General features: G+C 69.5%; 12 protein-coding genes and 3 pseudogenes. 6 read left to right on the top strand and 9 right to left on the bottom strand.

The window, feature by feature from the left end:
* The 3 genes and pseudogenes from AB0D57_RS45300 to mgt all read left to right on the top strand — a co-directional run.
* Nucleotides 1-561: pseudogene (locus tag AB0D57_RS45300) on the top strand (IS200/IS605 family accessory protein TnpB-related protein); the annotation flags it as partial.
* A gap of 6 nt (nucleotides 562-567) precedes the next feature.
* Nucleotides 568-993 (top strand): annotated as a pseudogene (locus AB0D57_RS45305) (extracellular solute-binding protein); the annotation flags it as partial.
* Between the two features lie 193 nt (nucleotides 994-1186).
* The gene (gene mgt, locus AB0D57_RS45310) at nucleotides 1187-2398 is read left to right on the top strand and encodes a macrolide-inactivating glycosyltransferase (protein WP_362088250.1); all 1212 of its coding nucleotides are present in this window, start codon (nucleotides 1187-1189) and stop codon (nucleotides 2396-2398) included.
* Between the two features lie 65 nt (nucleotides 2399-2463).
* Here the strand turns inward: mgt and AB0D57_RS45315 are convergent, their stop codons facing one another.
* Nucleotides 2464-4752, bottom strand: coding sequence for an MMPL family transporter (locus tag AB0D57_RS45315; RefSeq protein ID WP_362088252.1), 2289 nt, complete (start codon nucleotides 4750-4752; stop codon nucleotides 2464-2466).
* 251 nt (nucleotides 4753-5003) lie between these two features.
* On the opposite strand from AB0D57_RS45315, the gene AB0D57_RS45320 reads away from it, so the two are divergent.
* Nucleotides 5004-5552: a DUF1697 domain-containing protein gene (locus AB0D57_RS45320; RefSeq protein ID WP_362088254.1), complete on the top strand. Its 549-nt coding sequence runs from the start codon at nucleotides 5004-5006 to the stop codon at nucleotides 5550-5552.
* Nucleotides 5545-5919, top strand: coding sequence for a nuclear transport factor 2 family protein (locus tag AB0D57_RS45325; protein ID WP_362088256.1), 375 nt, complete (start codon nucleotides 5545-5547; stop codon nucleotides 5917-5919). The genes AB0D57_RS45320 and AB0D57_RS45325 overlap by 8 nt, the downstream gene beginning before the upstream one ends.
* Here AB0D57_RS45325 and AB0D57_RS45330 read toward each other — a convergent pair.
* Nucleotides 5855-6757: a transglutaminase-like domain-containing protein gene (locus AB0D57_RS45330; RefSeq protein WP_362088258.1), complete on the bottom strand. Its 903-nt coding sequence runs from the start codon at nucleotides 6755-6757 to the stop codon at nucleotides 5855-5857. The genes AB0D57_RS45325 and AB0D57_RS45330 overlap by 65 nt on opposite strands.
* 34 nt (nucleotides 6758-6791) lie before the next feature.
* Nucleotides 6792-7622, bottom strand: a complete 831-nt coding sequence (locus AB0D57_RS45335) for an aldo/keto reductase (RefSeq protein WP_362088260.1) — start codon at nucleotides 7620-7622, stop codon at nucleotides 6792-6794.
* 160 nt (nucleotides 7623-7782) lie between these two features.
* Between AB0D57_RS45335 and AB0D57_RS45340 the strand changes: the two genes are divergently transcribed.
* Entirely contained in the window at nucleotides 7783-8400 is a 618-nt protein-coding gene (locus AB0D57_RS45340; RefSeq protein ID WP_362088262.1) for a TIGR03086 family metal-binding protein, read from the top strand.
* Here AB0D57_RS45340 and AB0D57_RS45345 read toward each other — a convergent pair.
* The 6 genes and pseudogenes from AB0D57_RS45345 to AB0D57_RS45370 all read right to left on the bottom strand — a co-directional run.
* On the bottom strand, nucleotides 8386-9132 hold the full coding sequence (locus tag AB0D57_RS45345) for a sirohydrochlorin chelatase (RefSeq protein WP_362088264.1): 747 nt from the start codon (nucleotides 9130-9132) through the stop codon (nucleotides 8386-8388). The two genes, AB0D57_RS45340 and AB0D57_RS45345, sit on opposite strands and share 15 nt — an antisense overlap.
* A gap of 7 nt (nucleotides 9133-9139) precedes the next feature.
* Nucleotides 9140-10042 (bottom strand): ABC transporter permease, encoded by a 903-nt coding sequence (locus tag AB0D57_RS45350; protein WP_362088266.1) that lies wholly within the window; start codon nucleotides 10040-10042, stop codon nucleotides 9140-9142.
* Nucleotides 10029-10817, bottom strand: coding sequence for an ABC transporter ATP-binding protein (locus tag AB0D57_RS45355; RefSeq protein ID WP_362088268.1), 789 nt, complete (start codon nucleotides 10815-10817; stop codon nucleotides 10029-10031). Before AB0D57_RS45355 ends, AB0D57_RS45350 begins: the two co-directional genes overlap by 14 nt.
* A 36-nt stretch (nucleotides 10818-10853) precedes the next feature.
* Nucleotides 10854-11972 (bottom strand): aliphatic sulfonate ABC transporter substrate-binding protein, encoded by a 1119-nt coding sequence (locus tag AB0D57_RS45360; RefSeq protein ID WP_362088270.1) that lies wholly within the window; start codon nucleotides 11970-11972, stop codon nucleotides 10854-10856.
* A gap of 223 nt (nucleotides 11973-12195) precedes the next feature.
* Complete coding sequence (locus tag AB0D57_RS45365; protein ID WP_362088273.1) at nucleotides 12196-13551, bottom strand: GTP-binding protein; 1356 nt, start codon at nucleotides 13549-13551, stop codon at nucleotides 12196-12198.
* Nucleotides 13552-13553: 2 nt separating this feature from the next.
* Nucleotides 13554-13835: pseudogene (locus AB0D57_RS45370) on the bottom strand (sulfate adenylyltransferase small subunit); the annotation flags it as partial.

The following is a 13835-nucleotide window of genomic DNA, read 5'->3' on the forward strand; positions in this document are numbered from 1 at the left end:
CTGCACTACACCCGACGGTGCGGGGCCGCCGCGATCGCCATCGAGGACCTCGACTTCACCGACGGCACAAGCCGGGAGCGGCACGGCCGCAACAAGCGCTTCCGCCGCCTGCTCTCCCGCTTCCCCACCGCGAAACTCAAGGCCCGGCTGGTGTCGATGGCCGCCGAGCAGCAGGTGGCGGTCGTCGCGGTCGACCCGGCCTACACCAGCCGGTGGGGTGCTCAGCACTGGCAGAAACCGCTGACCACCCCACGACGTCTGACGTCCCGGCACGATGCGGCGAGCATCGCGGTCGGGCGACGCGCTCTCGGGCATCCGATCCGGCGACGGACGGCACCGCCCCACCCCGACCAGAGTGATCGTGGTGGGCATCGGACCGTCCAGGCCCGACCGGACACCCGACGGCGTGAGGAAACCCGCCCCCACCCGCCCGGACCGCGCACACGATGCGCGCCACCGGGCCGTGGAGCGAAAGCGGGGGACCAGTGTGCCCAACACCGTTCGGGGCACGCGGCTGAGCAGGAGTCCTGGCAACAGGACTCACTCCCACTCAGTCTTTAGGAACGGTTCGACTGGCAGGTGCTGCCCGCCCCGGCCGGCCCGGACGGACTCACCCAGGGCGTCAGTCCGCAGACCCTGTCCATCGCCGCGGACAGCCCGCACAAGAAGGAGGCCGCCGAGTTCATCGACTTCCTGCTCCGGCCGAAGAACATGGTCCGCCTCGCCCTCGGCGACTGGATGCTGCCCACCGGCACCGAGGCCCTCAAGGACCCCGCCCTGCGCACCACCAAGGACGACTGGGCGACCGGCACCGCCCTCGCCGCCCACCTCCGCTCGGCCCCCGCCCAGTCCGTGCGCGGCTACCCGGAGTGGAAGGACAAGGTCGCGACGCCCGCCTTCCAGGAGTACTACAGCGGGGCGATCGGTCTGGCCGAACTGAGGAAACGCCTGGTGAAGGACGGGAATCTGGTGCTGGCGCGTTATCAGCGCTGAGAGCCCCGCCGTTTGTGGACTCCCCGGGCTTCACGCGTCTCTTGGGCTTCCTGGAAGCCCAGCCGCCGTGCGAGGGCCACGCCTTGGTGAACCCCGTTCTCCCTATTCCTCGATCCGGCTCGATCCGGCGGTAGCCGCGATCACGGACTCAATCAGGTTGCACGAGACGTATCGTCTTGCCTATGTTCGTTCCATGACTCGTTCGCTGAGCACTCAACCCGCTCACATCGCCATGTTCTCCATCGCCGCCCACGGGCATGTGAACCCGAGCATCGAAGTGATCCGGGAGTTGGTCGCACGCGGACACCGCGTCACGTATGCCATCCCGCCTGCCTTCGCCGAGAAGGTCGCCGAGACCGGGGCCGAGCCGAAGCTGTGGCATTCGACGCTGCCCACCGACGACGACCCGGACGCGTGGGGGACCGAGCTGATCGACAACATCGAGCCGTTCCTGACGGACGCGCTGCAGGCCGAGCCGCAGCTCACGGCGGCCTACGAAGGCGACCGGCCGGACCTGGTGCTGTATGACATCACGGCGTACCCGGCCCGGGTGCTCGCCCACCGCTGGGGTGTACCGATCATGCAGCTCTCCCCGAACCTGGTGGCCTGGGAGGGGTACGACGAGGAGGTCGGCAAGCCGCTGTTCGAGCCGCTCAAGCGGACGCCGCGCGGCAGGGCGTTCTACGAGACCTTCGCCCGTTGGATCGCCGACAACGGCATGGACCTGAGCGTCGAGGACTTCATGGGCCGCCCCGACCGCTGCCTCGTCCTCATCCCCGGTGCCCTCCAGCCGAACGCCGACCGCGTTGATGAGGGGCGCTACACCTTCGTCGGCGCCTGCCAGGGCGACCGCGCCGCGCAAGGGCACTGGAAGCGGCCCGTGGACGCCGAGAAGGTGCTTCTTGTGTCGCTGGGCTCCAGCTTCACCAAGCAGCCCGGCTTCTACCGCGAGTGCGTCAAGGCCTTCGGTGATCTGCCGGGCTGGCATGTCGTGCTGCAGATCGGCAAGTTCGTCGACGTCGCGGAGCTGGGCGAGGTGCCCGACAACGTGGAGGTGCACCAGTGGGTGCCCCAGTTGGCCATCCTGCATCAGGCCGACGCGTTCATCACCCACGCGGGGGCGGGCGGCAGCCAGGAGGGGCTGGCCACGGGCACGCCGATGGTCGCCGTACCGCAGGCCGTCGACCAGTTCGGCAACGCCGACATGCTCCAGGCGCTCGGCGTAGCCCGTCACGTACCGATGGACGAGGCGACCGCCGAGACTCTGCGCGAGGCGGTCCTCGCTCTGGTCGACGACCCCGATGTGGCACGCCGCCTGCGTGAGATCCGGAAGCGGATGGCCGGGGAGGGCGGCACGCAACGGGCGGCGGACCTCATCGAGGCCGAGCTGCGCGCGGGCGCGTAGGCAGGCGCACGAGGAAAGGGCCTGTTGGTTCCCGAGGGAACCAACAGGCCCTGATGGGCCCGGGCTTACACCCCGGCCTTCTCGCCCTCCCGGGCCGGCGGCAGCACGGCCTCCGGCGACTCGTCGTGGGTGAGGTCCGGCAGGCGGTGCATCCACTTCGGCAGATACCAGTTGCGCTCGCCGAGCAGCGCCATCATGGCCGGCAGCAGGACACCGCGGATGATCGTCGCGTCGATGAGCACCGCGGCCGCCAGGCCCACGCCCATCTGCTTCATGGACTGCATGGACAGCGTCCCGAAGATCGCGAAGACGGCGACCATGATGACGGCGGCGCTGGTGACCACACCGGCCGTGGTGACCACCCCGTGCCGGATCGCGTCCTTGGTGTCCCGGCCCCGCAGTCGCGCCTCACGGATCCGCGAGACCACGAACACGTGGTAGTCCATCGAGAGCCCGAAGAGGATCACGAAGAGGAACAGCGGCAGCCAGGTGATGATGGCGCCGACCCCCTCCGCGCCCACCAGCGAGGCGCCCCAGCCGTGTTGGAAGACGGCGACGAGGATGCCGTACGCCGCTCCCACCGACAGCAGGTTCAGCGCGATGGACGTGATGGCGATCGCCAGGGAGCGGAACGACAGCAGCATCAGCACGAAGGCGAAGAGCACGACGAACACGAAGACCGGCACCACCGAGCCGACCAACTGGTCGTTGAAGTCGACCGATCCGGCGACCTGTCCGGTGATCGGAGCCTGGACGCCGTCGACCTTGCCGAGCGTGTCGGGCCGCACCTCGTCGCGCAGCAGCTCCAGGCTCTTCGCCGCCTGGTCCTGATCGGAGCCGCCCACAAGGGGGACGTACACGAAAGCGACGTTCTGTTCCGCGTGCACCTTGACCTCGACCGGGCCGCGCGAGGCGCCCGAACTGATCGCCTGGGCACGGAAGTCGGCGAGCGCGGACGTCACGTCGGCGGCGTCGATGTCGTTCGCCTTCACGACGACCTCGGCCGGCTCCGAACCGCCGGGGAAGGCGTCGTTGACCCGGTTGTACGTCTCCACGATCGGCAGCGAGTCGCCGAACTCCTTGTCCAGCGTGAGCTGTTCGGTCTTCATGCCGAGCGCGGGAGCGGCGATGGCCAGCAGCACCCCGGCCGCGACGACCAGCGAGACCCCGGGCTTGGCGAGCACGACCCGCAGCACGGCGCTCCAGAACCTGCTGCCCTCCGAACCGCGGTTGCCGGCCTGCCCCGAACCACCCTTGCCCTTGACGCCGTTCGCGCGCCGCTTGCTCCGGTGCAGGAACGGAATCCGGCCCTTCTCCACACGCCCGCCGAGCAGCGAGAGCAGCGCGGGCAGGACGGTGACCGAGCCGACCATGGCGACCGCCACGACCATCAGCGAGGCGAGCCCCATCGCCTCGAACTCGGCGAGTCCGGTGAAGAGCATCCCCGCCATCGCCACGCACACCGTGACACCGGAGACGATGATGGCGCGGCCACTGGTCGCGGCGGCGATCCGCAGCGCGGTCTGCGGGTCCCGGCCCGCCTCGCGCTCCTCGCGCTCACGCCGCAGATAGAACAGGCAGTAGTCGACGCCGACCGCGAGACCCACCAGGAGCATCACGGAGTTGGCCGTGTCGCTCATCGGCATCACATGGCTGACGACGCCCATCAGACCCATCGTCGCCATGATCGCGGTGACCGCGAGCGCCACCGGCAGCAGCGCCGCCACCAGCGCACCGAACGCGATCAGCAGAATGCCGAGCGCCACCGGCACGGCGGAGAGTTCGGCCCGCTTGAAGTCGTCGCCGAACGCGTCGTCGAACGTCTTCATCATGCTGGCGCCGCCGATCTCCTCGATCCGCAGCTCCGCGTGGTCCTTCTGCACGCCCTCGACGGCGTTCAGCACCGGCTCGACGCGCTCGCCCGCGGTCTCCGAGTCACCGCGCATGTCGAACTGCACCAGCGCGCTGCGGCCGTCCTTCGAGATCGTCCGCGTGTCGTACGGCGACGTCACGTCCGTGACCTTGCCGGTCGCCTCGACCGCCTTGACCACGGCGGTGACGGCGTCCCGGAACGTGGCGTCGGTGGCCGTGAGGCCCGTGTCCTTCGCCTGGATCAGGACGCTCTCACTGGCCGGTTCCTCGATCCCCGCATCTTCGATGATCTTGGCAGCGGTGTGGGTCTCGCCCTTGAGCTGATCGCTGTCCTTGACGTCGACGCGGCCCGCAGCCGAGCCGAGCCCCATCGCCAGGACGACGAACAGCACCCAGATCCCGACGGCCGCCCATCGGTGCCGGGCGCTCCAGCCACCGGCTCGCGCGGCGATGCCCCGCACCCGTATATCTCCGTTCCCCATGACGGGCCATCCCCCTTGTGCGCGGTGACAGCCCCCTGCCGTCACCTTTCAATATGAAGGTATGGGCCGGATAAGAACCTCTCCTCCTGCTGCCCGGTGAACCGACGGGCCTCCGACTCCTCCCCTCGGACCCCGCCGCCTCCGCACTGGGGAGGACAGGGGCCCCTTACACCTAACCGCGGTTCTCGGGGATGTCGATCAGGGCGCGGGTGTTGATCCTCGTGCCCACGACGCCGGTCTATCGTGTCCGGATGACGACGAGGTATGCGGCGCTGCTGCGCGGAATCAACGTGGGCGGCAACAAGAAGGTGCCGATGGCCGAGCTGCGGGCGCTGCTGACGGAACTCGGCTACGGCGACGTGGGCACGTACCTCCAGAGCGGGAACGCCGTCTTCTCCACCGATCGTGGCGATGAGGAATCCCTCGCGGCCGAGCTGGCCGAGGCGATGGAGAAGCACTTCGGCTTCACCATCGGTGTACTGGTCCGCGACCACGCCTACCTGAAGGCCGTACGGGAGGCGTGCCCGTTCCCGGCCGCCGAACTGGAGGCCAGGCAACTGCACGTCACGTACTTCTCCGGTCCGATCGACGCCGAGCGGTTCGCGCAGGTCGACCCGGCGGCTTTCGTGCCTGAGGAGTTCCGCTTCGGCGACCGCGCCCTCTATCTGTACGCCCCCGACGGCCTCGGCCGCTCCAAGCTGGCGCAGGCCCTGTCGAGGCCGCGGCTGCTCAAGGGCATCACTGCCACCTCCCGCAACTGGAACACCGTCGTCAAACTGGAGGAACTGACCGGTGTCTGACCGCGACCCCGCCGTGGAGGCCGCCATCGAGGCCGAGCTACGGCTGCTCGACCCGGAGGTCCGCCGCTCGCCCGAGCTCGTCGGGGAACTGCTGCACCCCGACTTCTACGAGTTCGGCGCCTCGGGACGGATCTGGGACCGCGCCTCGATCATCGCCACGCTGGCCGCGGAGACCGGACCCCGGGCCCGGCCCCACACCACCTCGCACATGAGGGGCGTCCGGCTCGCCACCGACCTGGTCCATCTCACCTTCGACACCGACCACAACGGCCGCCGGGCGCACCGGAGTTCACTGTGGCGGCTCACCGAGCAGGGGTGGCAGCTGTACTTCCACCAGGGGACGCTGTTCCGCTCCGCCGAAGCGTGACCTGTCGCAGGCCGGTGTAGGTGGTGTACGAGCGGATCTCGTCCGGGACGGTCAGACGCGGGTCCCGGTGGTAGAGGCGCCGCAGCTCGTCCTCGGAGTCGGCCGCGGCGACCGCGTCGATCAGGGCGAGCTCGTCCTCGGTGAGGCCCGTGTCGTCGAGGATCTCGGGTCCCCAGCCGTCCCATGGCAGTACCTCGACGCCGTTGAGGGCGGCCAGGTCGTGGACGATGTTGCCGCGAATGTACCAAAGGCCCTTGAAGCCCTCGAGCCAGCTGACCCCGAAGGCGGCGGGGTCGGCCCGACCGGCCCGGCACTCCCGCCAGGCCTGCCCCGCCACGACGAACTGATCCCTCGGAACGTCCAGCGGATCGAAATTCACGTCGTACGGTCCGTACGCGATCTGCGCGTCCACAAGCCGCCAACTGCCGTCCGGCAGACGGTACTCGGTGACCCAGTGGTCCTCGTGGAACCCGTCGATGAAATACGTGGCGAAACCGCAGCGGATCCGCGCCGGTGTGCCCGTGGCCCGCAGCAGTGAGCAGTGCAGCAGTGCGAAGTCCCGGCACGTGCCGACGAACCGCTCGGCGGGGGGGCGGCGTTCGGTCAGCGGAGCGTCCTTGCGCTCCCGCAGGATCCGCAGGAGGACGCCGACGTACCGCGACTCGGCGTCCTCGTGCAGTCGCTCCCGCGGAATGACGTATCCAAAGCGCTCTCCCTCACCCCGATGGATGATCACATCCCTTACAGCACCGGCCAGTTGTCCGGGATCTCGCGGAAGCCCGCTCACGTCGAGGTCGCCGGGCTCGCTGTACGCGCTCTGCGTCAGGTAGAAGTCCATGCACCGGAGTGTTCGCTCTGCCCCAGGGGCAAGGTCAACCCAGCGCGCGCAGGTCCTCGTCCGTGAGCCGGACGGCGCCCGCGTCGAGGTTCTCCTCCAGATGGACGAGCGAGCCAGTGCCCGGAGTCGGGCAGAGCACCGGGGAGCGGTGCAGCAGCCAGGCAAGGGCGATCTGCCCCGGCGTCGCCCCGTGCGCGGCGGCGGTCTTGGCGCACACCGGATCGACGGTGAGGGAGCCGTTGCCCAGCGGGAACCACGGCAGGAAGGCGATCCCGCGCGCCTCGCACAGTTGCAGCAGCGGCTCCGACGCGCGGTCGAGCAGGTTGTAGCGGTTCTGGACGGACGCGATGTCCGTCAACTCCAGTGCCGCTTCGAGCTGTTCTACGGTGACGGTGTCGAGCCCCACGTGCCGGATCTTGCCCTTCGCGCGCAACTCATCGAGCGCGCCGAGCTGTTCGGCCATCGGCACCGCCGGGTCCAGCCGATGCAACTGGTAGAGATCGATCGTGTCGAGCCGCAACCGCCGCAGACTCGCCTCGCACATCGCCCGCAACTCCTCCGGCCGCCCCGCGATGTGCCAGGAACTGTCACCGGTGCGGACCACTCCACCCTTGGTGGCGATCAACAGGCCCTCGGCGTACGGGTGCAGGGCCTCGGCGACCAGTTCCTCCGCGATCGCCGGACCGTAGTTGTCGGCGGTGTCGACGAGGGCGACCCCACGCTCGACGGCCCGCCGCAGCACGGCCACCGCGTCCCGGGGGTCCCCGCGCGGCCCCCAGTAGCCGGGGCCGGTCAACTGCGCGGTGCCGTAACCGAGCCGTCGTACGGGCAGTTCCCCGCCGAGCGTGAAGCTTGCCGAAACCATTTAACGGAGGGTACACACGACTGCGCGGGCTCGAGCCATGAGCCGGCGGGACTCATTGGTCGAGGAACTGGTGCCCGTCGCCGACGAGGCCGTGGCGTCGCACGACGGGGCTGTCGCGTTTGTTCAAGAGGGCTGAGCGCGCGGTTCCTAGCGTGGAGGCATGAGCGATCCGTACAAGAACGTGCATCCGTACATGGTGGAATGCGCCGCCGAGGCCGCCCGGGTGGCCCGCGGTGTCACGGCGGCGCAGCTGGGCCGGGCCACGCACTGCCCGGACTGGGACGTGCGCGCCCTGGTGAACCACTGGGTTCTCTACACCTCACACGGCCTGGAGCACCGGGCCCTGCGTCAGCAGCTCTCCGAGGAGCTGACCGGTCGCGACTTCACGGCCGACCCCGGCTGGGCCCAGGCCTACGCCGACCAGCTCGACCGTGCCGTCGCAGCCTGGGACGACCCGGCGGTGTGGGAGGGTGAGGTCGACCTCGGGATGGCGAAGATGCCCGCGGCCGAGCTCGCCTCGATGATCGTGAAGGAGATGGCGGTCCACGGCTGGGACGTCGCCACGGCCACCGGCCAGGAGTCGCGGATCTCGGACGGAGCGGCCCGGCTGGTCCTGGACGTGGTCGAGACGCACGGTGACCTCTACCGGCAGTACGACGGCTTCGCCGACCGGGTGGACGTGCCGGACGACGCGCCCGTGTTCGACCGCGCCCTGGCGTCGAGCGGACGGAACCCACGGCAGACGGCGACGAGCGAAGCGGACCTAGGCGCCGAGTGAGGCCAGCGCGGGGATGCGTGCCGCTGCCGCCTCCTGGTAGCGGTCCAGCAGCACGCGTGCCACCTCCGGCGCCGGGCCCAGTACATCGGCCAGTACGTCCGCCTCGGCGGCGCCCCGGGCGATGCGGTCCGGGAGGAAGCCGGGGGCCAGGACGTAGGGTGCGACGGCGACGCGGGCGCAGCCGAGGGCGCGGAGTTCGCGTACGGCGTCCTCGGTGCGCGGAAGAGATGCGGAGGCGAACGCAGGCCGCACGGCGCACCAACCGGTACGCCGCCACTCCCGCGCGATTTCTGCGATCACTGCGATCGCCTCCGGGTCCGTGGACCCCGCGGAGGCCAGCACGACCCCCGTCGAGGACTTGTCGGCGGGGGTCAGCCCCGCCTCGTACAAACGCCGTTCGAGCGCGGCGGTCAGGAGGGGGGACGGGCCGAGTACCTCCGCCTGACGGATGCGGAGCTGCGCCGGGGCCTGCCGCAGGACCGTCGGGATGTCCGCCTTCGCGTGGAAGGCGCGCGTCAACAGCAGAGGCAGGGCGACCACATCACGTACGCCCTCCGCCGCCAGGGACTCCAGCACCCCCTGCACCGAGGGGATGTTGAAGTCCAGGAAGCCGGTCTCCACCCGCAGGCCGGGGCGCTGGGCCCTGACCCGTCGGATGAGGGCATGCACCGTCGCGGCATGGCGCGGATCGCGGCTGCCGTGGGCGATGACCAACAGGACCGGCTGGCTCATGGCGGACTCAGCTCTTCACCAGGAGTCCGCGGCTGCGCAGTACCCACCGCTCCAGCGGGCTGAAGATCAGCAGGTCGATGGCGATGCCGACGAACAGGATGAGGAAGATGGCGAGGAAGACCATCGACATGGAACTGGCGTTGCGGCCGTTCTCCAGCAACTGGCCGAGGCCCACGCCCAGGTCGGGGGAGGACGCGATGATCTCCGCCGCCATCAGGGAACGCCAGGAGAACGCCCAGCCCTGCTTCAGACCCGCCAAGTAGCCGGGCAGCGCCGCCGGCATCACGATGTGCCAGGTGCCCTTCAGGCCCGTCGCGCCCATCGTGCGGCCCGCCCGCAGGAACAGCGGCGGCACCTGGTCGACGCCCGACACCAGGCCGTTGGCGATCGACGGGACGGCGCCGAGCAGGATCACCGCGTACATCATGGAGTTGTTCAGGCCCAGCCAGATCACGGCCGGAGGAACCCACGCCACGGAGGGGAGGGACTGCAGGCCCGACAGGATCGGGCCGATCGCCGCGCGGACGAACTTCACGCGGGCCACCAGCAGACCCAGCGGCGTGCCGATCACCAGGGCGAAGAGGAAGCCGAGGAGACCTCGGGACACGCTCGTCCAGATGTAGTCGAGCAGCGTGCCACGCAGCCAGGCGTCCTCGACCTCGCTCCACACCTCGGACGGCGAGGGCAGCTTGGTCGGGTCGTCGACGATGTTGAACGAGATCAGCGCCTGCCAGGCCACGAGCACCACCGCGAACGCGATGAGCGGCGGCAGCACCTTCTCCTTGAAGGTCAGCCCGAAGGACCGGCGGCCGGTGGCAGAGACCTCGAGGGCGTCGAGGCCCGCCTCCAGGCCGCCGGCCTCGTAGTTGTCCTTGACGGCGGCGTCGGCCTTCGTCTCAGTGCTGGCCATGGCGGCGGATCTCCCCACGCAGTTCTTCGGTGATCTGGATGGACAGTTCCGCGACGGGGGCGTCCTCGATGCGGCGCGGCTGCGGAATGTCCACGGTCCACTCGCGCGCGATGCGCCCGGGACGGGAGGACAGCAGGATCACCCGCTGCGCGAGCCGCACCGCCTCGCGCACGTTGTGCGTGACGAAGAGGACGGAAAGACCCGTCTCGCTCCAGATCCGGGTCAGCTCGTCGTGCAGCATGTCCCGGGTGATCGCGTCCAGCGCGGCGAACGGCTCGTCCATCAGCAGGATCTGGCTGTCCTGCGCGAGTGCGCGGGCCATCGCGACGCGCTGCCGCATACCGCCGGACAGTTCGTGCACGCGCTTGCCGTACGCGCCGTGCAGCCGTACGAGTTCGAGCAGTTCCTCGGCCCTGCCGCGCCGATCGGGCTTCGCGACGCCCCTGAGCTTCAGGGCGAGTTCGATGTTCTTGCCCGCGGTCAGCCAAGGGAAGAGGGCATGTTCCTGGAACATCAGGGCAGGGCGCCCGTTGGTCGTGATGTTGCCCGCGGTCGGGGCGTCGAGGCCCGCGACCAGGTTGAGCAGCGTCGACTTGCCGCAGCCCGAGGCACCCAGGAGGGTGACGAACTCGCCCGGCGCGACATCGAGGGTGATGTCGTCGAGGACGAGCTGCTGCCCTGCCGGTCCGGCGAAGGACTTCGAGACATGCTCGATCCGGGTGGCGTAGTCGACCGCTTCGGCGCCGTCGGCAGCCTTGGCGAGGGTCGTGGCCATGGTCGTCACCTCCTGGGAACTCATCGGTATCCGGGCTTACTTGACGCCGAGACCGGCGTCGTCGACCGTGCTCTCGCCCTCGGCCGTGAGGACCTTGTTCAGGAGCGTCAGGTCGTAGATGCCGGTCAGGTTGGGCTGCTCCAGCAGGCCGGCCTTCACCGCGTGCTCCGCCTCGGTGTTGAGGGTGGAGGCCAGCGGGTCATTGGTGATCTGAATGGAATCCCAGGCCGGGTCCAGGACGTCAGCCGGAAGCGCCTTGCCCGAGTCCGCCTCCAGCTGCTTGTTCGCCGCCGTCTTCGCGTCGTCAGGGTTGGCGTTGATCCACTTGTTGGTCTCGACCGAGGCCTTCAGCACGGCCTCGACGGCCTTCGGGTGATCCTTGAGGAAGCTCTGCGACACGATGATGTTCGTGATCACGAACTTCTTGTCCGGCCACAGATCGGCCTCGTTCAGCAGCACCTTGGCGCCCTCGGCGACCAGCTTGGACGCGGTCGGCTCCGGCACCCAGGCGCCGTCGATGGAGCCCGACTTGTAGGCGTCCGGGGTGATCTTGTTGTCCGTGCGGACGACCGAGACATCGCCCTTGCCGCTCTCCGCGTCGACCTTCCAGCCCTGGTCCGCGATCCAGTTGAGGAACGCCACGTCCTGCGTGTTGCCCAGCTGCGGGGTCGCGATCTTCTTGCCCTTGACGTCCTTCAGGGACTTGATCTTCTTCGGGTTGACCACGAGCTTCACGCCGCCGGACGCCGAACCGCCGATGATCCGCAGGTTTTTGCCGTCGGACTTGGTGTAGCCGTTGATCGCCGGGGACGGGCCGATCCAGCCGATGTCGATGGAGCCCGAGTTCAGCGCCTCGATCTCGGAAGGACCGGCGTTGAAGATCTGGTACTTCGCCTCGGTGGCACCGAGCTCCTTCTGGAAGAAGCCCTTCTGGTTGGCCACGAGCGCGGTGGCGTGCGTCAGGTTGCCGAAGTAGCCGATCTTCACGGAGTCGAGACCGTCGATCTTCTCGGATCCGGCGGCGACCTTCGCCTTCGAGCTGTCGTCCTTGGCCTCGGAGCCGTAGCTGCAGGCTGCGAGTGCGAGGAGGGGAAGAGCGGCGGCGACGGCTATGCCGCGGCGGGCAAGCGTGGAGCGCGAGCGGATGGCAGGCACGGGAGGTGTTCCTCTCGTTGGCCCGGCGGTCACGGGTTCAGGTCGTGGCCGGGAGGTCGGCTGGTCTTCGTTTTCGCAGGCGGTGGGGGGTGCGGGCGCGCAGGCAGTGCGCGTACGTCATCGCGCACATCGCGCGACCCCGCCCTGCCCGCTGCCGAGGGCGCCGCTGCCGACGCGGCCGCCCTCCTTCGCGAACGTGGAGTAGAAGTCGGTGGGGGTCATGTCAGAAGTCCCACCCGTCGTCGTCGGCCTCGTCCTTGACCGGCTGCGGCGCGGCGAAGGACTCGCCGACCATGCCCGCGGTGAGCGTGGTGCCGTCGGCCGGGTCGATCAGGATGAACGCGCCGGTGCGCCGGGAGTCGGCGTACGAGTCGAGCGGGAGCGGCTCGGCGGTACGGATCTTGACCCGGCCGATGTCGTTGGCGACCAGCTGACCGGGGTGCGGGTGCAGGGAGAGGTCGTCCAGCGTCAGCCTGGACGGGATGTCCTTGACGATCGCCTTGACCGTACGGGTGCCGTGCTTGAGCAGGACGCGGTGACCCACGGTCAACGGCGCGTCGGCGACATGGCAGACGGTCGCCTCGACGTCCTGGGTGGTCGAGGGCGCGTCCGAGGTCGGCACGATCAGGTCGCCGCGCGAGATGTCGATGTCGTCCTCCAGCAGGAGGGTCACCGACTGCGGCGTCCAGGCCACGTCGACCGGCGTGCCCAGCAGATCGATCCCGGCGACCTTCGAGGTGCGGCCGGAGGGCAGGACCGTGACCGGGGAGCCGACCCGGAACGTACCGGCCGCGATCTGACCGGCGTACCCCCGGTAGTCGGGGTGCTCGGCGGTCTGCGGGCGGATCACGTACTGCACGGGAAGGCGCGCGTGGCAGTGCGCCAGGTCGTGGCTGACCGGTACCGTCTCCAGGTGCTCCAGAACCGTGGGGCCGCCGTACCAGTCCATGTTCGCGGAGGCGTCCACCACGTTGTCACCGGCGAGCGCCGAGATCGGGATCGCGGTGATCTCGGGAACGCCCAGCTCGGAGGCGTACGCCGTGAACTCCTCGGCGATCGCCGCGAAGACGGACTCCTTGTAGTCGACGAGGTCCATCTTGTTGACGGCGAGGACGACGTGCGGGACGCGCAGGAGTGCGGCGACGGCGGCGTGGCGGCGGGTCTGCTCGATGACGCCGTTGCGGGCGTCGACGAGGACGACGGCCAGATCGGCGGTCGAGGCGCCGGTGACCATGTTCCGGGTGTACTGCACATGGCCCGGGGTGTCGGCCAGGATGAACCGGCGGCGCGCGGTCGCGAAGTAGCGGTACGCCACGTCGATGGTGATGCCCTGCTCGCGCTCGGCGCGCAGGCCGTCGGTGAGCAGGGCCAGGTCGGGGGCCTCCTGGCCACGACTGGCCGAGACGCGCTCGACGGCCTCCAGCTGGTCCGTCAGGACCGACTTGGAGTCGTGCAGCAGTCGTCCGACGAGCGTGGACTTGCCGTCGTCGACGGAACCCGCGGTGGCGAAGCGCAGCAGGGTGGTCGACGACAGCTGCTCGACCGAGAGCGGCTCGGTGGGTTCGGTGGTGCTGGTCATGGCTAGAAGTACCCCTCGCGCTTGCGGTCTTCCATCGCGGCCTCGGACATCTTGTCGTCGGCGCGGGTGGCGCCCCGCTCGGTGAGCCGCGACGTGGCGATCTCGGTGATGACGGCGTCCAGCGTGGTCGCGTCCGAGTCGACGGCGCCGGTGCAGGACATGTCGCCGACGGTGCGGTAGCGGACCTGACGCTTCTCGACCGTCTCGCCGTCCTTGGGGCCGCCCCACTCGCCGGCGGTCAGCCACATGCCGGACCGCTGGAAGACCTCACGCTCGTGCGCGAA

It is taken from the genome of Streptomyces sp. NPDC048275, from assembly GCF_040652275.1.
In the GTDB taxonomy this organism is placed as follows: Bacteria; Actinomycetota; Actinomycetes; order Streptomycetales; family Streptomycetaceae; genus Streptomyces.